The 22,729-nt window shown below is 57.2% G+C and carries 11 protein-coding genes and 2 tRNA genes; 5 read left to right on the top strand and 8 right to left on the bottom strand.

Features of this window, described 5'->3' with window-relative positions; all coding sequences use genetic code 11:
* Positions 1-117: 117 nt before the first annotated feature.
* The 7 genes from WCO56_09445 to WCO56_09415 form a co-directional block, all read right to left on the bottom strand.
* Positions 118-1,389, bottom strand: coding sequence for a PQQ-binding-like beta-propeller repeat protein (locus tag WCO56_09445; GenBank protein MEI7729786.1), 1,272 nt, complete (start codon positions 1,387-1,389; stop codon positions 118-120).
* 119 nt (positions 1,390-1,508) lie between these two features.
* Positions 1,509-3,557: a glycosyl hydrolase 115 family protein gene (locus WCO56_09440; protein ID MEI7729785.1), complete on the bottom strand. Its 2,049-nt coding sequence runs from the start codon at positions 3,555-3,557 to the stop codon at positions 1,509-1,511.
* A 99-nt stretch (positions 3,558-3,656) separates the two neighbouring features.
* Positions 3,657-4,847 carry an SGNH/GDSL hydrolase family protein gene (locus WCO56_09435; GenBank protein ID MEI7729784.1) on the bottom strand — a complete coding sequence of 397 codons (1,191 nt, stop codon included), beginning with the start codon at positions 4,845-4,847 and terminating at the stop codon, positions 3,657-3,659.
* A 99-nt stretch (positions 4,848-4,946) separates the two neighbouring features.
* Positions 4,947-5,981, bottom strand: coding sequence for a hypothetical protein (locus WCO56_09430; GenBank protein ID MEI7729783.1), 1,035 nt, complete (start codon positions 5,979-5,981; stop codon positions 4,947-4,949).
* 23 nt (positions 5,982-6,004) lie between these two features.
* Positions 6,005-8,248, bottom strand: a complete 2,244-nt coding sequence (locus tag WCO56_09425) for a carbohydrate-binding family 6 protein (protein ID MEI7729782.1) — start codon at positions 8,246-8,248, stop codon at positions 6,005-6,007.
* A gap of 22 nt (positions 8,249-8,270) precedes the next feature.
* Positions 8,271-10,835, bottom strand: a complete 2,565-nt coding sequence (locus tag WCO56_09420) for a hypothetical protein (GenBank protein ID MEI7729781.1) — start codon at positions 10,833-10,835, stop codon at positions 8,271-8,273.
* Positions 10,836-10,848: 13 nt separating this feature from the next.
* Positions 10,849-12,183 (bottom strand): Gfo/Idh/MocA family oxidoreductase, encoded by a 1,335-nt coding sequence (locus WCO56_09415; GenBank protein MEI7729780.1) that lies wholly within the window; start codon positions 12,181-12,183, stop codon positions 10,849-10,851.
* A gap of 292 nt (positions 12,184-12,475) precedes the next feature.
* Here WCO56_09415 and WCO56_09410 point away from each other — a divergent pair.
* A tRNA-Lys gene (locus WCO56_09410) sits at positions 12,476-12,551 on the top strand.
* A gap of 65 nt (positions 12,552-12,616) precedes the next feature.
* Positions 12,617-12,691, top strand: a tRNA-Glu gene (locus WCO56_09405).
* Positions 12,692-13,601: 910 nt separating this feature from the next.
* On the opposite strand, the gene WCO56_09400 is transcribed toward WCO56_09405, so the two are convergent.
* The gene (locus tag WCO56_09400) at positions 13,602-13,835 is read right to left on the bottom strand and encodes a hypothetical protein (protein ID MEI7729779.1); all 234 of its coding nucleotides are present in this window, start codon (positions 13,833-13,835) and stop codon (positions 13,602-13,604) included.
* Positions 13,836-13,943: 108 nt separating this feature from the next.
* On the opposite strand from WCO56_09400, the gene WCO56_09395 reads away from it, so the two are divergent.
* The 3 genes from WCO56_09395 to WCO56_09385 form a co-directional block, all read left to right on the top strand.
* Positions 13,944-14,294 (top strand): hypothetical protein, encoded by a 351-nt coding sequence (locus WCO56_09395; GenBank protein MEI7729778.1) that lies wholly within the window; start codon positions 13,944-13,946, stop codon positions 14,292-14,294.
* A 16-nt stretch (positions 14,295-14,310) separates the two neighbouring features.
* Complete coding sequence (locus WCO56_09390; protein MEI7729777.1) at positions 14,311-16,389, top strand: hypothetical protein; 2,079 nt, start codon at positions 14,311-14,313, stop codon at positions 16,387-16,389.
* The coding region (locus tag WCO56_09385; GenBank protein MEI7729776.1) for an immunoglobulin domain-containing protein at positions 16,367-22,729 on the top strand (6,363 nt) is incomplete at its 3' end. The genes WCO56_09390 and WCO56_09385, both read left to right, overlap by 23 nt.

Raw genomic sequence — 22,729 nt, 5'->3', positions numbered from 1 at the left:
TGTGCGGCGTCATTCGGTGGCACCTCGGCGGCATGGAGAAGTGTTAGGGAAGCGAGTAACCAAGCGCCAACACGGCAACAACGAGGAGTTTTTTCAAGCATCATTGCACGGTTCCCCCTACTTTGACGGCTGATTGGCGATTCGATAAAGGTTTTCCGCCGTGCGGATGAACAAGGTACCGTCCGCCACCGCATACGAGGCTAGCGACCGTTCCGCCAGGGAATTGGTGGCCAGCGTCGTGAACGTTTTGCCCAGCTTGAGGACCGTGCCGGTGCCGCTCTCATTTTGCAGGTAGATACGGCCATCCGCCGCCAGGAGCGATGCCGAGTATTTTCCACCCAGGCGTTCCTGCCAATGAACCTTGCCGGTTTTGGCCTCGAAGCAACTTGCCAGTCCGTCATCCGAGACCGCGTAGAGTTCTTCACCAACCAGCAGCATTGAGGGGGTCAGCGGCGCTCCCTTCGTGGTACGCCAGGCCAAATGCGTGTCCGTCACATCGCCATGGCCATCGGGACGGATGGCCAGGATGTCCGCGCGGTTGAAGCCGGTGCCGATGAAAACCAGTCCCTGACCAAACACGGGGCGTGGAACCACTGAATACCCCTGGCCATAGCGAACGCGCCAGATTTCGTGGCCATCCTTTGGGTCGAGGGCTGAGACCGCACCGCTGCCCGGACTGATGATTTGCGGTTGACTATTCACCGTGATGAGGAGCGGCGTGCAAAATGAAAACTTGTTATTAGCCAGGGTCTCGCGGTTCACCTTCCAGAGGACTTTCCCGGTTGCTTTATCCAATGCCGCGATAAAGGGGGCGGAAGTTGCGTCGGCATTATAGACCAATTTATTGTCCACCAGGATAGGCGAACCGCCGTTACCATGCGTCGGGGGGTAACTCAGGCTATTCATGCGCCAAATGATTTTACCGGTAACATCAAGGCAGGCGGTGCCGTTATGGCCAAAATGAACATATAGGCGGTCACTTTCCAGCACCGGCGTCGGGCTGGCATGGCTGTTCTTGCCATTCATGGGTTTTGCCTGAGTCTCGGTGGATTTGAAAATCTCGGTATTCCACAGCAACCGTCCCGTGACAGCATCCAGGCACAGCGCGTGTAACGATGGTCCGCCGTTGGTGCCAACGATTGCGGTGGTGAGAAAGACTTGTCCCCGCTGGACGACGGGAGACGACCAGCCCAGCCCGGGAATCGCCTGCTTCCATGCGACGTTCTTCGACGCGGACCATTCTACGGGAAGATTCTTCGCTGCCGAAATGCCCTGGCCCGTGGGGCCACGAAATTCCGGCCAATCCCCTTGGTTTGGAGATGCCGCCTGAACCACGATTGCCAATGCCGCAGTCGTTATCATTACCACCAGCCGGTTTGAAGGTCTCATTGTGGCAATGGTATCTTTCCGTCAACCGCCAACAAGTTCAAAATATTGGTGCATTTTCGCTGATGTTGCGCTTATCCCTGATATAACTTTGGTGCACCTTACCAAGGGAACGGCTGAAACTACCGCGCGGGCTTGATGGACCCTTGCGTCCGTCGGGCGATCATGTCCTGGGTTTCTTTCAGCCCGAATACTTTCTCTCCCACATACCAGTCTGTAAAGGGGCCGGTGGCCGCAGTTTGCAAGGCTGCCTGCATGGCCTTGGCCTCCGCCTCTGCCTGGCGCATCCATTTTTCAAAAGCCGCCTGGTCCGACTTCACTTTGAACCCCTGCGCGACGGCTACCAGACACCGGGATGCCGCCGCCATGAACGAGGCTTGCACGCGCAGACTCTGGTCGAAAAAGGTCCGGCCTTGAGGGGCGAGTTGCGGTGAGAGGGCTGCGCACTGGTCCGCCACAACGGCAAACTGTTCCGCTGCGCGTGTGTTGCCGGATATCACCGCGTCGAGCTTCGAGGTCGTTCCGTTATCAGTTGGCACGATTCGGAAATAACCCATACCACGGTCATCGAGCAGGGCATCGGACACTTGGCCCAAGCGGGCGGCCGTCATGAGTTCGCGAGTGGCACGCGCGATGCGGAGATCCTGGAAAATATATTGCCGGGGAAAGTCGGGAAGGTCCGCCTTGCGCTGTTGCCAGTACGCCTCAAAATAATCCCGGTAAAGCTTGGCTACCCGCGCGCCGTGCTCCGGCTCCCAATAACGCTGGCAAAATTCCTCCACGAATTTGCTGGAATCATAGCGGTTGAAATCCCACATCATCCTGGCGTGCGCCTGTAAAGTGAGGGAAAACTCACGGGTGTTACCCGAGTTGACGACCGAGAAAACGAAGTTGGAACCGGATTCGAGCACTATTCGATGGTTTTTCTCCATCTTCCAAGGTCCTTCGCCATCCGCCAAATGCGATCCCGTGCTGGTAAACTGGATGTTGAAATAGTACCCTAACAACCGTTCCGCAGGAGCGCGGTACTGACGCAAGTCAGCGGCAGGAAAATGGTCGCGCCGCGCAGCCACGAAGTTCCAGATCAAACTGGGTTCATCGGGTGGATGAAGCAGGCCGGACGCCACATAATCCGAACATTCATCATATAAAACCGTGCGCATGGCCGGATGTGCCTCACCGGTGACCTTCTTTAAGAGCGTCACTTGCCGCTGCATCATATTCTGGATGTTTTTGGCGCGACCGGCATCATCGGCAGGCGCATCGGCAAAAGTCTTGTAAAAACCTTTGTCCCCATCTCCCCTAAAACCAATCATCCATAACATTTCCAGTTTTTCCTTTTGCACAATGCGAATATGATGCTCCCAAAACTGTTCCAGACCGCTAACGTTGGCCAGCGTTAGCGGAGGGGGCACGGATTGACCCTGGGCACTCCAGTATTTGCCCCAATTTTTCAACGTTGCGCCGAAGGGAGCGAGGTGGGTGGTCGTGATTGCCAGGCCACGATCCCGCGGAATGCGGACCTTGCGGATGCTATCATCAAACAATTCGCCAATATCTATCATGTTTAATTTCAAGCGAAGCATGGTTTCAACCATAAGGTTCCATCGGGTCTCATAATCATTCTTCATCCAAGGCGAAAGGAGATCGGTATCGTTGGGAAACCAAGCGCGCCATTTCACCTGCGGCGATTTCCAGTGCAGATCGGTGTCCGCCGCCACCTCTACGAAGCGGCGCGGTTTTGGTTTCCAACCTGCCCAAAACCACCACGGCGGCATATCCAGGAAAAGGTCGCTGAAGCTGTAAATGGCGTAAATCGCGCCGCGCATATCCGCGCCTTGCAGCACCACGCGTTGCCCCTGCACAGAGACCGCATGTGCCTCAGCACCGCGCACGGACGAATCCGCCGACTGGGACGTGATCACAATCGCCGGGAGGTTCGGATCAGCAGGCGGACGGTCCAAGCGGGGGGAGGGAGCATTCAAAACCCATTGCAAATCCCGGCGCAGATCCTCCGCCGCGCGCAGCACAGGGCCGGGTTCGGACGGGGCAACCACCACGGGAACTCCAGGCTTCAGCCGCAGGGTATCCGCCGCCATAATCCATCCGCTCGACAAGCAGATGGTCCATGCCCAGACGGCGTAACCGGTGGTTTTAGACGATGTAATCATGCGAGGATTGGAGCATGGGAACGGGTGCGGTTCAAACTTTCCGAGAACCTTACAGACAGGCTTGGTGTTTTCTCAACCAAGAGGAGTAATGTGAGCGTATCATTTCAGGATCATCATCAGTTGTGGGATGATTTTAGCTGCGAAAATCGCATGACCGCGATCGTTGGGATGCAGGCCGCCCATCAGGCCGTTCTTCGCCGACAGCGTCTTCGCCACGGAAGGTCCAAGGTCTATGATCGAGAGCTTGGTGTCACCGGGATGGTTCTGCTTATGGATTGCCACCGCCGTCTTCAATTCCTTGGCATAATACTGGCCAAAAGGAATCAGCAGGATGATTTGCGCTTCGGGCGCGCTTTTGCGCAAAGCGGCCAGACCTTGGATGATGCTCGCGAACGTATCGCTCGGGTTGGATTTGTGCAGGGAATCGTTGGTTGCGTAATTGATCAGGATCACCGACGGTTCCTGGCCGATTTGGCCATAGGCGCTGATGTGTCCCTTGGAATCGAGCAGGGAGTGGTTATTCCCGTCAATCTTGTTCCAACGGCTCAAAGTGTCCTCATAGCGGCCGCCCACGCCATTGATGGAATTCGTGATGAAATAATAACCCGGAACATCACCCGGAGGATTGTCGCCCTTATTGATCCAGCCGCTCCACCCGCAGGCGTTGATGCAATACTCGTATCCCTGCGTCTGGAGCGCCTGCCCTACCAGGTGGGAATAGGCCGCCAGCTCAGTGGCACCAACTCCTTCGGTGATGCTGTCGCCAATGATCATCGCCCATTTTGATTCCGGTAGCGCGGGGATTGGCTTGCTGCCCGTATCCACTTGCAGACCGGTAATCCGGAGCACGTTCAAACCGCTTTTTCCTTCGCTGCCCCAGCGTTCGATCTGCTGCGACTGATGCAGATAGACGCTCAGCTCATGCTTTCCGGCACCGGTGATCTCCTCGATGAGGATTTCGTTGGTACAGGCGATTTTGGACCTCCAGACTCCATCAATATTATACGCGATTTGCGGCGGCTTGAACTTGAGCGGATAGGTCGAAGTATCCAGGAGGATTTTCGCCACCGGTTTGCGATTACCGGTTTCCCAGGCCACCCGACAATAGGCATACGGGTTCCAGGTTTGGCGGAAATTGTTCCCGGCGCGTCCCGCATCACCGGTCCAGTTTCCGGGAGAGAACACAAACGCCGGCGAGTTGATTGGGATCGTGGTTGAGTCGGCGGCAGGCAGCGCCGCCAGCGGTGCGAGTAGCGCGATAACGAATAGGAGGGACTGAATCTGTTTCATCGCTGACCGGCAACGGCTTGAGCCGATGACCCAGCCTGGGCAATTACGTAAAGTTCGGATCGTTTTCAGAGGCATAATTTTCTATCGAGTTTGTACCAGCTATTTTACAACCGTTGCTTGGACAGGAGCATGGAAAAGCAGCAGCGAGGCCGGACCACCGGCCACGTAAACGTAGTAGCGCGCGCGTGCAGAGGTGTTTTGATCGGGCTGGGGAATCCGCAGAACGGCTAGTTCAGAAGCCTGACACCCTGTGTAGCGGCCCACTTCGACGGGGTTGACGGGGTTGGAGACATTGAGGACACGGACGCCATTGGTTTTGGCTGCGAGGAACGCAAAGCCGTCATTCACCGCCACGTCAGTGATGCCGCCTTTAATCTCAACGGTCCTAGCCAACGTTGGGTTGGCCGGATCGGTGATGTTCACGAGCACCAACCCGTTGTTGGCCGTACAATAGGCAAAACCACCGTCCACGGTCACCTCACCCTGGTTAAAGGTTTTCTTGTCGTGCTGGTACACACCCACCTGCCGCGGTTGGGTTGGATCGGTGATATCAACCAAGACAAGGCGGCTTTCCCAGTGCGCATAGAGAACCGCATAATTCTTCCAGAGTGCCAAGCCGTCACAGTCAATGTGGGGATTGAAATTGCTGACCATGGTGGGCTTGGCCGGGTCGGCGATATCCACAATGGTGAGGCCCGCGATATGGTTGGCGACGTAGGCCAGCTTGCCGCGGATGGTGATGTTCTCCGTCATCGAAGGCATCTCCAGCTTGGCCACCTGCTGCCATTGGTGGTCCCGCAAATCGAAAACAGTCAGAAATTTTGTGTAGTCACACAAGAATGCATAGTTCCCGACAACGGCCACATCCCATGCACCCGGTAGCGACTTGTTCAGCAGGACCGGTGCGGCCGGGTCTGGCTCGATATCGAACCAGAAGCCCGCCCGTTGTGCTTTTGGGGCAACGTTACTGGTTATGAAAAGGGAACGTCCTTCAAGCCGGATATAACTGCCTTTTGCATCGAGTGTTTTCAGAAGCTCGATGTTCAGGCGGTCTTTGCCCGCCAAAGACGGATCGACGGCAAACGATCCGACGATTCCAAATACAAGTAGAAGGACGCCGAGACTGCGATTCATAATATGTCAATTCTTGACTTGTTTCACTGCTTAAAACCGGCTTCCGTTCCGGAGCGTTTGATCCCGGCTTCGTCAATGGTTCCGCTTTTCCAAGCCCGTGCCATCTGCACGTCGGCGGCAACATTCGCAGTTTGCCCGGGGATGTCCACCGAGCCGGCGCGGTTATATAGCACGGGCTGGATATATTGGCGGGTGTAGGCGGTGGAATAATTCTTCCAGTGATCCAAGGCCGCCTCAAGCTGCTGCACGGCACTGGATTGTTGCCGGGTATCGCCGGTTTTGTCGAAGAGCGCGAGGCTGCAGGCACCGCGAATCTTCGCTGCGTAGTAAAGGCCAAGGTGCGCCATGGTCTCGATGTCGCCGAGGGTGGCAACGTACTCTTTCGCGTTGCCGGAGGGAGTAATGACGGCACGCTGCAGTTGCGGCAGCGCCTTAAGCGCGCTGGCAGCGTTGGCCTCCAAGGTGGCGGCAATTTCGAGCGGGGTGGTGCCCTCAGGCTTCCGGTTCGCCAAAAGCGCAGTGCGCCATTCGATAATGTTGAGCACTTCGGCGCCGGGCATGGCGCCGCCTTCGATAAAATGGCGCACCGTGTAGTAACCGCCCTTTCTTCGGCAGGCCTCGGGGAACCATTTCACATCAATGTCCCCCCAGAAAAAGCGGGTGATGAAAGGAAATACCTTTGACGCATCCGCCCAGGCGTCGGTCAGCGCGGACGTCTCTGCTCCGGGGAATCGCGCCGTGGTAAGGCGTTGGAACGTGGCCGATGGCAAGTCGGGTTCATAAGCCAGACGACCCCATAATGTGAACGAAAGCCACTGCTTTTGCATCACGGTCGGCCGCGGCGCAACCGCGTCTTTCGCCAGGTAATCGCGGCCCCAGATATAACCATCCGCGCCCATGTAGAAACCGGCGATTTTATCGGGACCCGGAATCCCCTTGATGAACGCACGGGCGTAACCGGCGTCGGCCCAACGGAAGCTGTAAATATCGTCGTTTCTAACCGTGAGCCAGGATCGGAGTTGAGGGTTGAGCAGCGGCAACACCGGATCAATCATCTTCGGCCTCGGCACGGAATACATGTGCGCGATCGCGTATTTGAAGCTGAGGTCAAGCGTGCAGGGCAGTTCGGAAAACGCATTCTGGATATCGCTCAGGCCGGTCTGGTGAAAGCGGTGGATGAGCCGGAATTTCCGCTGGGGCTCCGCCTTGAGCGCATCGCGGATGCCCTCGCCATAGGTTGCCCAGAGCCACTTCTCCTTGGTCATCCCGCCACCCATGTCCGAGCGCATGTTCTCACCGGCGGTGATGCCGAAACCGGCCAGCAGCGGATACGTCTTGATGGTCTCGCGGACGCTGGCGCGGAAATATTCAATGGAGCGAGGCGCTCCGGCATCACCAGTAATGCCGTCTTTGCCATCCGCCCCAAAAAGAAAGGCGTTCCAGGTAAACCAATACACCTCCACGCCGCGTTCCTTCGCCAGTTGCATGACCTCGCGCCAGAATTGGATCTTCTCAGCCATGGTCAGTTTCTTGACTACCTCGTGATGCGCGAGCATCTCCGGCCGGATGAAATTCCTGCCGCTGCCATCAAACTTCTCGTCCAATTTCTCGGTGGTGCGCCAGACGTCATCAAGGGCGACGTTGGGGAACTCCGGCACCTTCACGATGCTGGGAAACGGGTGAAGGTTCCAAAGCGAAAGGACGTTGAATCGGTGGCGGGCCATGTCATCGAGAAACTCGCGCCAGAAAGTCATGCTCCACATTTCCGGAATATTCGCCTGCGCGGCATCAGAGGGATCAGAGTAACTGGGGGTGCGCAAATCAAGCGGAATGTTAAACTTGATGCCGCGTTGCGCAATATGCGGCGTGTGGATGGCGTCCTTCAGGGTATCGAGCGTGTCGGTGCGAATCGCCTCCGCAATATCCAGCCCGCCATACATGACGCCGGTGGCGTCGGTGCCACGCACCGTGATGGTGCGAATACCATTCGCACTTTGAACCATTATTGCATAGCTTTGGGCAACGGCATTGGACTCTGCGAGCACACCCACTGTGAGTGAGATGTGAATGGCATCGGCGGACGTTTTCGCATCAGCACCCATGATGGTCATGCCATGCGCGGCGGCTTCCCGACGAATTTCCTCCACCGCGAATTTTCCCGGTCCGGCGGCGGCGGGGTCGAGGTCCAGCGTGAGCGAGGGCGCGGCGAAGGCCGAAGCCGTCAGGGCTCCGACCAGCATACCGACAAACGTAAAGAAATGTTTCATAATAATGCGAACCGGGTCACAGTCAGTTGCGTTGCAGTTTGACGATCACATAGGGCGCTTCGTGCGCGAGGTCGGGCCATTGGATGCCATGGCCGTCGCTACTCGTGGCCTCGATGAAGTACATGAAGTCCCACTCCGGCACTAGAAATTCACCGGGCACGATGGCGGTAAAATCGTCCGAATCGCCGGTCCGCTGCAGGTCGAGGGTTTCGTAGTCTTCAAACTGGGTGACGTGGCGATAGCGCAACCGAACGGTGGCGATGCCGGACGGCGCGGTGACGCGAGCGGTGAGGCGCAGCGGTGCGCCGGTGGGGATAGTCACGGGCGGGGTGTGCGTGACGCGGGGCGCGGCCTGCGCGTTGACCGGCGCGGGTGCCCAGATTTCTTCATGGCTCTGGTTCGCCTCAACTGGTCCGCTCTGGCGTTCGAGTTCTTTGAAGCCGGCCGCGAGTTTTATCAGCTCGTCTCTCCAGTGGCCGGCGAGATCGTGGTTGCGCGCGCCCATGGCCAGATCCGATGCGTAGTGATCTCCGGCGACGGCGACGAGTTCGCGCCAGGCGGCAATGGCTTCGCGCTCGCCGTTGATGGCGGCGAGGAGTTCGGCGTTGCGTTTGCTTTGTTTAAAGAGGTTGTAGTGAACGGCGGCGAGCGCGCGGCGGGCATGAAAGCGGGCAAGTTGGGCCAGGATTTTCAGGTCAACGACAGTGGCGTTAAATTCGTTTCCGCGTTTGGCTCCGGCGGCGGCTTCAGCGGCCCGGACGGAGGCGAGAATATCATCAGCGGTCACGTCGAACCAACGGCTCGTGGTGTCCGGCGTGCGGCGCGTCGTTGTGCCACCGGCGAGGATGCGGCGCGCGGCGTCCGCGAAACTTTCAAACTGCTGGATGTCCGTACTCTCGTTTTTGGCGTAGTCAGTCAGCGAAGCTCCAAGGCTCTGGCGTTCAGCCCAGCCGCGCGTGGTCGGAAAGAGGCGGTAGGGGTACACGGCGGCGACGATCATCGGAAGCACTTGCGAGGCGCGATGCAGCCCGGCTTCCAGGTGCGGACCGGCGGCTCCGAACCGGCGTTGAAATTCGTGCTGCCAGACTTCATCCGGTGTGGCGGGATTGTATCCAACGCGGCCCCAGACTTGGAAGAAGTGCCAGTAACGCTCAAACTCGTAGCGGTAATGGCGGAACTTTTCCGGCATCAGCTCGAACACCGGCAGCTCGGGCCGCTGCGCCTCCATCTTGGTTGCGAGCGGCTCCTGCACATCCCAATTCGGACTGTCGTAAAGCGCGGTGCTGGCCGAGTAGCGGCGCACGTAGTCGGGATCGCCCCAGAGCAGAACCCGCGTCGTGCCTCCGTTCCACAGCCGCCAGTCAATTTGGTAGCGTTGGGGATAGCGAAGGAGGTCGGCATAGCCATGGCGGCGGTCGCGCTGATTTTGCGGGTTGACGTGCGTAGGGTGATAGGGAAGGCCCATTTGCTCCATCCAATACTTCGTCTCGACGCGTAGTTTGACGCCGAGGCTGAGGGCGTTGTCAACGAGGCGGTCGGGCATGCCTTTGGCACGCGCCTCCACCAATAGGCCGGGTTTCTGTTTTTGCACATGTTCAAACACGGCGCGCCAGAACCCGTCCATCTCAGAGCGTTTGAGGCCGGATTCCTCGTGAACCCGGAATTGCAGCCCATCAATGGCCGGCACCCGCGCGAGAAGTTCCTTGAGCGACGCAAGCGTGTAGGCGTTGAGGTTTTCTGGCGTGACACCGGTGACGGTATTGGGTACGACGCGCCCGGCAAAATTCTTCTCCCACTCGATGCCGCCGCTCTGCACGCCACCGCGGTAAATGTGGTCCCAAATGCCAAGACTCACCGCCAGACCACGGTCATGCGCGATTTCGATAAGGCGGTTGAGCGCGGCCAGGTTGCGGTCTTGCTGCCCAGCCGTGAGATCATTCATGCGCACGGTGTCGAAGCCTGGAGTGTTGAAAAAATACGGGTATGCTGGTGCGAGGAAACCACCGTTTTCATAGCCGAACACGATAAGGAACCGGTTGAATCTGCTCGTGGCGAGCAGGTCGAAGTAATGCTCCCAGTAGCCCTCATCGTAGAACCGGCTCTCCCAATGGGCGCGATTCATCACGTAAACCGAGAGCGAACGGTCGCGCACGGCGGGCTGCTCGGTGGTGTTACGGATTTCGGAAAACGGTTCCGCCTCATCGCGCGCCCAGCCGACCCGGTCAGCGGCGTCGAGCGCGGCGTACATCAGTCCGCGATCATCAGCGCCATGGAGCAGGAGGCCGGGCCGATCCTGGTTTTGAGCAGGCCGCGAGATGGAGAAGGAGTCGGGCACGGTGAGATCATTGGCAGATGAGGTGCTCGTGAGAATCCGGCGCACGCCGGTAACCGCATTGGTGGAGTTGACCACTTCAACCGTCCAGCCGCGGGCGCGAAGGGCGGTCGCAAGCTTGCCGATGCCATGTTGCGCAGCGCGTCCGGGCGCGGGATCAGTGACGATTGAGATCGTACGCGGGTTTTCAGCCGCTCCGAGCACGGTCAGCGCCGTTAGCAGGAGGACGGTGAGGAGTGGTCGGCCAGGATTCACGACAGTTTCCAAACTAAGCAATGAATGGGGCACGCATGGCACGACTGGCGAGCCGGTTGGCTTCGACATCGCCGACAAATTCCGCCTTGCCCAGATCGAACTTCAGGTTGCGCTTCAATTGCCCGCAAATGTCGGCGGCCAGGCAGATGCTCATGGACCGGAACATGACCTCCGGATTCGCCACCGTGAGCCGACGGGAGCGGATGCAGTCGAAGAAATCCTGCACGTGGTTCAGGGAGCGTTGGGTCCGGGTCGTGTACTCCGTCAATACTCTCCTGGATTCAAGCAACAGCGCGGGCGAAGAAACATCGGTGACCGTATAACCATCCGCCGCCGCCGCCCAGCCTTCGGAGCCCTCCAACCGTTCCCCACAAGCCCCATGCCAGTATTCGCACGGCTGCCACACCGAGCCGCTCACCCGGAACAGAATCAGTTTCACCCCGTTGGACAGCCGGGTCACCAATGAGGCATCCGGCCCCGCATACTCGAATTCGATGGTGGTAATTTTGTCCATGTCGAAGGGAGCCAAAGCCTGGGCGACGGTGTGAGCACCCCACATCGCCACATCGGTGGCAAGATCGTGGAAGCGGTACCACCCGGAATTGAGATAGCCGCGATTGTAGGGCCGCCAGGAACATGGTCCCAGGAACAGATCCCAGTCCAATTCATCCTTGGGCGGTTCCGGTTCCTCTGGCAACCAGTCGTAACGCGCTGCGTCACGCCAACGGCAATCGGCATAAACGGTGTGGATCTGGCCCAATCGTCCGGACCGGGCCAATTCGATGGCAAACACGTGAGGGGGCTCGCTGAGACGCTGGGCGCCAGTTTGATAAACCCGCCCATACCGGCGGGCGGTCTCCACGACCATCCGCCCCTGCGCGATCGAAAAACAGGCCGGTTTCTCGCAATAGACATCCTTGCCCGCCCGCATGGCCCAAATCGCCGCCAGCGCATGCCAACGGTCGCCCGTGGCAATCAAGACGGCATCCACATCCTTCCGCTCCGCCAGGAACTGGCGCAAGTCGGCATACACGGCACAATCCTTGTTCCCGTATTTGCCATCAACCGTGTTCTTGGCGGCGTCGCGACGCTTTTTGAGGACGTCACACACGGCAACCCACTGGACGTCCTGCTGGCCTAGCATCCAGCCCAGATCATAGGAACCGCGTCCGCCAAGGCCGATCCCGCCCATCACAATGCGTTCGCTTGGCGCAACCGCTCCATCACGACCCAATGCGGAGGACGGTACATAACACGGCAGCGTGATCGCGCCTGCTGCCAGCGCACCTCGTTGCAAAAATTCGCGGCGCGAACACACTGTAGCGGTTACCTTTGATAATTCATTCATAGGCTCATTCGCCAAAGTATGGCATGCTCCGATCAAAATTACCGCTAAAATTTTGCTATTATTTCGCCCCGGCAATTTCAACGATTGCGGAGAGTTGGTGATGAAACCTACCGTGTTATCAATAAGGCCTGCGATTCGATTTCGCCATTCTAAAATCCAGGTTGGCGGTGGTTTTTAGGGACGCAGGGAAAACGTCTCGGGGCGGTGAATTAAAACGGCCGGAAAAATAACGTTAGAAAAGAACTTGCGCGATGGTGGCAGGTCGTTTACTTTCACGCGCCTGTTTTTGAATGGGTCGGTAGCTCAGTCGGTAGAGCAGTAGCCTTTTAAGCTATTGGTCCCGGGTTCGAGTCCCGGCCGACCCACCAAAACCAGTCGCGACAAATTAGGCGTGACAATCCGTAACCGACGCCTTAGCTTGTTGTTCGGCGACGACCCTATGGTCTAGCGGTTAGGACACCACCCTTTCACGGTGGTAGCCCGGGTTCGATTCCCGGTAGGGTCGCCATTTTCGCTTCTCATTCATCCATAAGCACTTAGGTTTTAACATAAAACCAGTTTTGCACTGGTATAACGCTTAGGTATAACACATTCGCCGGTGTTTTTGCATATTCGTTGGCGTTCTTAATTGCCGGTTTCCAATTTTTCCAGCCAGTTTCCGAGCAAAACCTAGCAGTCGTTCTCAAGTTGACCATGCGACCCTTATCCCTTAATCTCATCCAACCGGTGAGCCCTGAATCATCAAATCATCAGCGGGTTCACCCCGCAGATTGGGTAAGCATCTCCATTGCTTCCCCCGACACCATTCGTTCTTGGTCCAAAGGGAAGGTCACGTCATACAGAACGATCAAATACCAACCGACCAAACGCGAAAAAATTACATACGTATGGGACACCTGGGATGGACCGAAAAAGTCGGAACAAGAATATTGCCTGGTCGAATTTTTTGAGAACGGTTTTTACAGCGCGAGAATTTTTGGGCCGGTTGATGACTAACCTTGAGCTACCGGATCTTCATCAGGTTATTATCCCATTAAAAGGGTCGAGAACACAAAGTGGGGACTGGGGAATAGGAATGGTTCGGGTCGCGACACACGGTGTCTGGCGGACTGCAAACGCGCGGTCCGTGATGACCCACGGGCGACAGGATAAGGGAGAAACGGGAAAGGGGGTTCCCTCCGGGAGGGAATAAATTCGGAGGGGGAAGAGTCATCAGTGAACAGTAATCAGCCACAGGGAACCCTTGATTTCGGAATGCGGAATGCGGAGTGCGGAATGAATCCAAAATACCCAACATGGCAGAAAAATTAGCTGGCATAAAAATGGGAACTGAAATTGACCACGGATGACACTGAGGACACGGATGGCTGGTAACTCCAAATTCAAGTTTCTGACTTCCAGATCCTATCTCCATCGCATCATCTTTCTGCCGGTTTATATTTCTGCAAAAGGAATTTGTTCCCAATTTTTATGGCTTGTCCGGTTTCCCATTTGCTTGAAAAAAAACTTCCCGGATTCATTTGGGAATTTCCTTGGGTGCCAACCGCAATCGGCACCAATGGCAGAAATAGCATCCAACGATGAACGACCTGATTTTTGCAATGACCACTTTGCGGATCGTGCTTAATAATTCTAAAAGTTAATGTTGACAATTATCATTACTGATTAGATAGTTGCATTCTGTGCCGGGGTCGGAGTCCACCCCAGCCCGTGAGTTTATGCGTTACCGAGAGAAGCCCAATGGGGCACACGATACTCAAGTGCCAGGTTCAGCGGGTTTGTCCCCCGCCGGGTTCTTGTTTTTCCTCGTTTGGCGCGCCAATGCGGGTACCTTCAAACACCGTTACCATCCCAAGCATGACAACTGGGATGCCCTCTACGCAACCAAGCTGCCGGCCGGCGTCGAGTATTCCACCATTAACTGGGCCATTCAGGTTCAATTTAGCGCTACCGATCCCGACGGCCTGGCCCTGGCCGGGTATGGGGATGACATTTTCGGCGGTATTTATCGGAAAACCATCACTGGGCTGCATCGGAATGTCTTGTTGGTACAAGGCATCTTCCGCCTGCAACTCGCTTCCAGTGTCCCCACTCTCAACGACGCCCCCTAAAAAGCCACGCCAAAACATGAAAACTTTTATTATGCGCCTTTTGAGCCTTTTTGCGGCTACACCGATCACTGCTTTGAGAACCTTTGGCGTCCTGCTCTATCTCGCCTCTCTGGCCACGCCCAAACTCCAGGCCGCACCGACGATTACCAGCCTCACGCCCAGTCAAACCGTTCTGGCGGGTGGGAACGTGACGAGCAAGGTAACGGCTTCCGGCTCCAACCCCATCACCTACCAATGGCTGTTGAACGGTTTGAACCTGCCTGCGGCCACCAACCCCAGCCTGATCATCTCCAATGCCCTGGCCCCCAATGCCGGCAATTATCAAGTGATTGTCGCCAACGCCTCCGGCAGCGTCACCAGCGCGGTGGTCACCCTCGGCGTGGAGTATTCGCCCAACTACGGCTGGTTCAAAACTTATGGCACCGCCGGAGCAGAAGCGGTCAACGCGATGGTTTACGATGCGGCCGGAAATCTCTACGTAGCGGGCCACTATTACAACACGCTGACTCTGGGCTCGTACGTTTTGACCAGCGTGGGGGACCGGGATTTGTTCCTGGCCAAGTATGATCGTGCCGGAAACCTCCTCTGGGCCCGAAGCGCAGGTGGCGCTGGCACGGATGACTGGGGCATCCAGATTGCCGTGGACAGAGCGGGCAACGTTTACCTGCCCGGCTTCGCGACCGACACGATTTCCTTTGGCACCGTTTCGCTGCCCCATAGTGGCGGGGCAAATTGCTTCGTGGTGAAGTACAACTCTTCCGGCATTGCCCTCTGGGCGCGCCATGAGTCCAGTTCCAGCAGTAACGACGCAGCGGTGGGTGTCACAGTGGATTCGACGGATGCGGTCATTTTCAGTGGTATGTATAATGCCGACGCGCAATTTGACGGGGCGCCGGCTGTCCTGCGGTCCGGCAGCACGGGCGGGAATAATCTGTTCGTGGTGAAATATGATGCCAGCGGCAACTTCGTCTGGCAACAGCGCGGAACCCCTAGTCCCACCAGCCAGGCTTTGTTCGGCCAGTGCGTGGCCGTGGATACCAATAACTCGGTCTTCGTCGTGGGCGCTATGGGCGACGGGGGCAACATTGGCGGTATCCAGTTCGCCTCTGGCAACAACGGCAATATGAACCCTTTCTTGGCCAAGCTGGACAGCACCGGCAATGCGGTTTGGGCTAAGAGCTTAAGCAGTTCCGGCGGTGGCTTGGCGCGCAACATCGCGCTGGATCGCCAGGGGAATATCTTCGTAGGGGGCTATTACATAAACAACACCACCTTGGCCGGTTTTGCTCTGCCAGCGGCCGGAAACTCGGATGGTTATGTGTTGAAATGCGATGCGAACGGCAACGGGATTTGGGCCCAGCGCGTGGCTGGCCCGGGGAATGACAGTGTCACGGCCTTGGCCGTGGATCAATTTGGCAACGTGCTGGTGGGTGGGGCCGTGGACGCCGCGTCCGGCGGTGGTGGGTTTAACTTTTCTCCCAGTGGGGCTAATGCCTTCCTGCTCAAGTTTGATGGCAACGGCAACGGTCTCTGGGCTCGCCTCGTCACCAGTTCACCCGTGGGCGTATTCCTCGCGGCGGCACTGGGTTTGGACGGTGATGTGGCAGCGGGCGGTTACTTTAATGGCACGGGAGCGGCTGGACCGTTCACCCTGAACAACCAAGGGGGACAGGATGGTATGGTTGTGGTCCTAACGCCCGCTCCCGCCATCACCAACCAACTCGCCAACCAGGGCATCCTGGCGGGGGGCAATGCGACGTTTAACGCCGGGATCAGCGGCTCTGGCCTTTCATATCAGTGGTTCGGCAACGGTGCGGCCATTACCAACGCCACCAATAGCACGTTGGTCTTCAACAACGCGCAACCGGCTCAATCAGGCAACTATTGCGTTGTGGCAACCAATTATTACGGCGCGGTCACCAGCGCAGTGGCGACGCTTAGTGTCGAATATTCGCCCAACTACGGCTGGTTCAAGACCTACGGCACTCCGGGCGACGAGCGCGTCGTTTCCATGACGTATGATACTGCTGGCAACCTGATCGTGGCCGGCACTTACAACAATACCCTTGGTCTTGGGTACCAATGTTTTTTCTAGTGCGGGCGGGCAAGACTTGTTCGTGGCCAAATATGATCGCGCGGGCAACCTCCTGTGGGCCCGGAGCGCCGGCAGCGGCGGCACGGATAACTGGGGCCTTCAGGTGGCCACGGATAACGCCGGAAACATTTATTTACCCGGCAATTACAATGGCACGATTTCCTTCGGAACCGCTACACTAACCGCTGTCGGCGGCCAGGACTGCTTCCTGGTGAAATATGATGCCAACGGCAACTTCCAGTGGGTCCGGCGCGGGGCCAGCAGCGCCACCGACTATGGCGGAGGCGTGGCCGTCGATTCCACTGGCGCGGTTCTCTTTACGGGCTACTACGATGCCAACGTGCAATTTGACGGCGCTCCGTCCGTCCTGACCGCCGGCACCGCGGACAACATGTTCCTGGTGAAATATGACTCCAATGGCAACTTCCTCTGGCAGCAGAGCGGTACCGGCAGCCCGTATGGGCAGAGTGTGGCGGTGGATTCGAATAATGCCGCCTTCGTGGTGGGTAGCATGGGTAATGGAGGGAACTTCGGGGGCATTCAGGTGGCTTCCGATAACAACGGCCACGCGAATATGTTCTTGGCCAAGTTCGACAGCGACGGCAATGCGGTGTGGGCTCGGAGTTTGGCCAGTTCCGGTGATGCCCTCGGTCGCAGCCTGGCGTTGGACCGGCAAGGCAATATCTTCCTTGGAGGCACCTACCTGGACAATACCACTTTGGGAGGATTCTCGCTAACCTGTGGCGGAGTGGCAGATGGGTATGTATTGAAATGCGATAGCAGCGGCAACGTTCTCTGGGCACAGACCGTGGGGGGGCCGGGAGATGACGGCGTTAACAGTCTGGCGGTGGATCAATTCGGAAACGTGTTGGTGGGCGGGACCATTGATAACGGCGGCACGGGCGGCGGATTCAGTTTCTCACCCAACGGGCGTAATGCCTTTTTGCTTAAATTGGATGCCAGTGGCCGTGGGTTGTGGTCTCGTCTCGTCACCAGTTCGCCGGTGGGCACATTTTACAGCGTGGCGTACTCCGGGAATGGCGATCTGGCGGCGGGCGGTTCATTTGCGGGCACCGCCACTTCGGGGACGTTTACCATGAATAACGTGGGCAGTCAGGACGGGATGGTGCTGGTGCTGACACCGGCACCAACCATCACTGTGCCCCTAGCCAATCAGGGCATCTTAGCGGGCGGCAACGCCACTCTGAATGCTGGGATGTCTGGGGCAGGACTTTGGTATCAGTGGTATCAAAACGGCATGGCGGTTCCTAATGCTACCAATAGCACGTTGGTCTTCAACAACGCGCAACCGGCTCAATCAGGCAACTATTACGTTGTGGCAACCAATTATTACGGCGCGGTCACCAGCATTGTGGCGGGGTTGGGCGTGGAGTACTCGCCCAACTACGGCTGGTTCAAAACCTATGGCACTGCCGGAGCAGAAGCTGTCAACGCGATGGTTTACGATGCGTCCGGGAATCTCTACGTGGCGGGTTACTATTACAATACGCTGACTCTCGGCGGCTATGTTTTGACCAGCGTGGGTGATCGGGATTTGTTCCTAGCCAAGTACGATCGCGCGGGAAACCTGCTCTGGGCTCGAAGTGCCGGTGGCGTCGGCACGGATGATTGGGGCATCCAGATTGCAGTGGATAGCGCCGGCAACGTTTACCTGCCCGGGTCCACGACCGACACAATTTCCTTCGGAACGGTTTCACTGCCCCATACCGGTGGCCGGAACTGCTTCGTGGTGAAATACAACCCCGCCGGCATTGCGCTTTGGGCTCGGCGTGAGTTCAGCACCAGCAGCGGAGACGAAGGGGTGAGCGTCGCGGTGGATTCGACGGATGCGGTCATCTTCAGCGGCTATTATAGTGCTGACGCGCAATTTGATGGGGCACCGGCTGTCCTGCTGTCCGGCAGCACCGGCGGGAACAACCTGTTCGTAGTAAAATACGATGCAAACGGCAACTTCCGCTGGCAGCAGCGAGGTACGCCCAGTCCCAGCAGCCAGGGGCTATTTGGGCAGTGCGTGGCAGTGGATACCAATAATGCCGTCTTCGTCGTGGGCGTCATGGGCGATGGGGGAAACATTGGCGGCATTCAGGTCTCCTCTGGCAACAGCGGCCACGAGAATACCTTTTTGACCAAACTCGATAGTACCGGCACGGCAGTATGGGCTAAGAGCTTGACCAGTTCCGGCGATGCCCGTGGACGCAACTTGGCGCTGGACCACCAGGGGAATATCTTCGTGGGGGGCTACTTCGTAAACAGCACCTTTGGTTTGACGGGCGCAGGGCCATCAGATGGTTTTGTAATGAAATGCGATACGAACGGCAACGGGATTTGGGCACAGCAAGTAGGTGGACCTGGGACGGATGATATCAGCGCCTTGGCGGTGGATCAATTCGGCAACGTGCTGGTGGGCGGTGACGTGGATGTGGGCGGCACGGGCGGCGGGTTTAATTTTTCTCCCAGCGGTCGTAATGCCTACCTGATCAAATTCGATGGTAACGGCAAGGGGTTGTGGTCCCGCCTCGTGACCAGTTCACCTGTCGGCCAGTTTGGCACCGTGGCGCTTGGCTTGGGCGGCGATATTGCGGCTGGCGGGTCCTTTGCAGGCACTGGAACGGCCGGACCTTTCACCCTGAATAACCAAGGCGGCCTGGATGGCATGGTGCTGGTACTGACTCCCGCTCCCGCCAGTATCACACCGCTGGCTAATCAGGACATCATGGCTGGCGGTAACGCCATTCTGAACGTCGTAGTGTCCGGGGCGGGACTCTGGTATCAGTGGTATCAAAACGGCATGGCGGTTCCTAATGCTACTAATAGCACGTTGGCCTTCAACAACGCGCAACCGGCTCAATCGGGTAACTATTACGTTGTGGCAACCAATTATTACGGGTCGGTCACCAGTCTGGTGGGAACACTGACGGTGGTGATTCCACCAAGCATTACTGTACAACCGCTAAGTCTAACGAATACCTTAGGAAGCACGGCAAATTTTGGTGTGACCGCTTCGGGCACCATGCCGTTTTTCTATCAATGGCGCTTCAATGGAGCCAATTTGAACGGAGCCACCAGCGGCACATTGACGCTGAGCACAATTCAGGGAGCGAATGCTGGTAATTATGATGTGGTGGTGACGAATGCTTACGGATCAATCACCAGTACAGTGGCCACCTTGACATTGCTCTATCCACCCAATGTCACCATGCCACCACAAAGTCAGACTAACTTGGCGGGAACATCCGTCAGTTTCAGTGTGAATGTCACAGGGACTGCCCCCATTTATTACCAGTGGCGGTTTAATGGCACCAATCTCAGTTTGGCGACAAATAGCACGCTGACATTCAACAGCATCCAAGGTGCCAACGCAGGCAACTACAGTGTGGTGGTTAGCAATGCGTATGGCAGCACTACCAGTGCGGTGGCCGGGTTGACCGTTTTATTGCCCCCTACCCTATCCATTCAACCCACCAATCAGGTGGCAACGGTAGGTGGTGCGGCACGATTTAGTGTAATGGCTTCCGGCACATTGCCATTGTATTATCAGTGGTTGCATGGTGGCATCCCGATGCCTTCCGCCACAGCCAGTCAATTCACACTTGCCAGTGTTCAAGCGGCCGATGCGGGCAACTATTATTGCATCGTGAGCAACGCCTACGGGATGGCGACCAGCCAGGTGGCCACCTTGACGCTGGCGTATCCCCCGGGGATTACGACCCAGCCGCAAAGCCAGACCAAGCTTTTTGGCGCCACGGCAAGTTTTGGTGTGACGGTGTCCGGGGCCGCCCCGCTGTCTTTCCAATGGTACAAAGATTTTAACATGATATCCGGCGCGACCAGCAATTCATTGCAGCTCACGAATGTTCAACGGCTGGATGAGGGCAGTTATTATGTGATCGTCAGCAATTATCTAGGCTCCGCTACCAGCGCGATGGCCACGTTGACCATCGTGGACCCGGCCAGCATCAAGCAGGACCCGCAAGGCTTTACGGCGTTGTTCGGTTCCGTCACCAGCCTGATGGTGCGCGTCAGTGGTTCGACTCCCCTGTACTTCCAATGGTATAAAGATGGCGCGGCGCTGTTGGGTGCCAATAGTGCCACTTTGCCGTTTGGCAACCTGCAAAGTTCCCAGGCTGGCAACTTTTATGTGGTGGTGACCAATGCGTATGCGTCTGTGACCAGTGCGGTAGCCACGGTTGCGGTGCTGTCGCCGCCGGTGTTTCTCAGCCAGCCACAGAGTGTGTCGAATGCAGCGGGTGCCGGTGCCAGTTTCTCCGTGGTCGCCGACGGTACCGCCCCCATCACCTGCCAATGGTATAAGGATGGTGCCATACTGCCATGGGCTTCCAGCACCAACCTGAGTGTTCCCAACGTACAGAAAACGGATCAAGGCAAATATTGGATTGTGCTGACCAACGCCTATGGTTCCACTACCAGCGCGGTGGCCACACTCTATGTCTCCGCCGGGTTGGTCAACGGGCAATTCACCAATAGTGCGCAGATTGCGATCAACGACAATGCGCCTGCCAGTCCATATCCCGCCACCATCAACGTTAGCGGTATGGCTAACCAAATTCAGCGGGTAAAAGTCACGCTGCGCAAATTCACGCACACGTACATGTCGGACGTGCGGGTGTTGCTGGTATCGCCCATCGGGCAAAAGGTGCTTTTGATGTCGGCTGCCGGCAATGGCGGGGCGAACCAGGTCAATTTAACCTTCGATGACTTGGCCGTCAGTACAGTGTCGGGTTCTCCGGTCTCCGGAACCTATAAACCCACGGCGGCCACCACAGGTTCGTTAACCACCCCGGCACCCGCCGCCCCCTACGCGACCACACTCGCAACCCTGAAAGGACAGGACCCGAATGGTGACTGGTTGCTGTATGTATTGGATAGCTCTGCCGGTGACAGCGGCTATATTGCCGAGGGCTGGAGCCTGGACATTGAGACGATCACCCCACCGTTCATCACCACTCATCCGCAGTCGCAGACCGTTAATACCGGCGGCAGCGCCACGTTTGCGGTGGGCGTCACCGGAGCACAACCGCTGTTCTACCAATGGCGGTTTAACGGCAGCCCGTTATCGGGTGCCACCAATGCCCCGTTGACTCTGGCCAATGTCCAAGGTGCCCAAGCAGGTAATTATACGGTGGTGGTCACGAATGCCTCGGGGAGTACGACCAGCCTGGTGGCGACCTTGACGGTGCTTACCACCGATCCGCCTTACATCACCAGCCAACCGCAAAGCCAGACCGTCGTGGCTGGGGACACGGTATCCCTAAGTGTCACGGCCAATGGAGCGCAGCCGTTAGGTTACCAGTGGTATAAGACAGTGAACAGTAATCAGTTAACAGTCATCAGTGGAGCAACTAATTTCGGATTGCAGATTGCGGATTGCGGAATAAGCGACGCGGGCAACTACCAAGTGGTGATCAGTAATGCCTACGGAGTCGTGACCAGTGCGGTGGCGACTTTGACGGTGATTCAAACCTCGGCCCCGCTGATCTTTACCCAGCCGCAAAGTCAGACCAACCTGGTGGGCGGCAACGCAAGCTTCACTGTGCAGGCTGGCGGCACGGCTCCGCTTGCATATCAGTGGTTTAGATTAGTGAACAGTAATCAGTTATCAGTCATCAGTGGCGCAACCAATTTCATATTTCAAATCTCAAATCTCAAATTGGGCGATGCGGGGTATTACCGAGTGGTGATTGCCAACAGCTTTGGCTCGGTAACCAGTGCCGTGGCGGTGTTAGTGGTGCAGACCGTGATCAATCCCCCGGCCATCACCACCCAACCACAGAGCCGCACGAACGGCGTGGGCACCACCGCCAGCTTTACCGTCAGCGGGACCGGGTTGCCAACGCCCACGTACCAGTGGTATAAATCAGTAAACAGTAATCAGTTATCAGTCATCAGTGGGGCTACCAATTTGCAATTTACAATTTTCAATTTGCAATCAAGCGACGCTGGCAGCTATGCCGTCGTACTCCAGAACTCGGGCGGTTCCATTACCAGCGCGGTGGCGGTGCTGACTATCGCTGACCGGCCCGTCATTCTGACCCAACCGCAAAGCCAGACCAACGCGCCAGGAGACACGGCGACGTTCCAAGTGACCGCCGTGGGACAGCCGGTCCCCACCTATCAATGGTACAAAGGTGGCGCGGCCATCCTGGCCGCGACCAATTCCTCCTATTCTATCTTCAATCTCCTAGCTTCTGATTCTGGTTCTTATGTTGTTGTCGCCGCCAACTTCATGGGATCGGTGACCAGTGCGGTGGCGCGGTTGGTGATCCAGGTACCGGATACGTTGACGATTGTGACGCAACCG

It is taken from the genome of Verrucomicrobiota bacterium (genome assembly GCA_037139415.1).
Lineage (GTDB): Bacteria > Verrucomicrobiota > Verrucomicrobiia > Limisphaerales > Fontisphaeraceae > JBAXGN01.
This window is presented reverse-complemented; position numbering and strand designations above follow the sequence as displayed.

Bases quoted from the DNA above. Each gene is read 5' to 3' on its own strand.
- WCO56_09445 (MEI7729786.1), bottom strand. From the start codon at position 1,389: ATGAGACCTTCAAACCGGCTGGTGGTAATGATAACGACTGCGGCATTG.
- WCO56_09440 (MEI7729785.1), bottom strand. From the start codon at position 3,557: ATGATTACATCGTCTAAAACCACCGGTTACGCCGTCTGGGCATGGACC.
- WCO56_09435 (MEI7729784.1), bottom strand. From the start codon at position 4,847: ATGAAACAGATTCAGTCCCTCCTATTCGTTATCGCGCTACTCGCACCG.
- WCO56_09430 (MEI7729783.1), bottom strand. From the start codon at position 5,981: ATGAATCGCAGTCTCGGCGTCCTTCTACTTGTATTTGGAATCGTCGGA.
- WCO56_09425 (MEI7729782.1), bottom strand. From the start codon at position 8,248: ATGAAACATTTCTTTACGTTTGTCGGTATGCTGGTCGGAGCCCTGACG.
- WCO56_09415 (MEI7729780.1), bottom strand. From the start codon at position 12,183: ATGAATGAATTATCAAAGGTAACCGCTACAGTGTGTTCGCGCCGCGAA.
- WCO56_09390 (MEI7729777.1), top strand. From the start codon at position 14,311: ATGAAAACTTTTATTATGCGCCTTTTGAGCCTTTTTGCGGCTACACCG.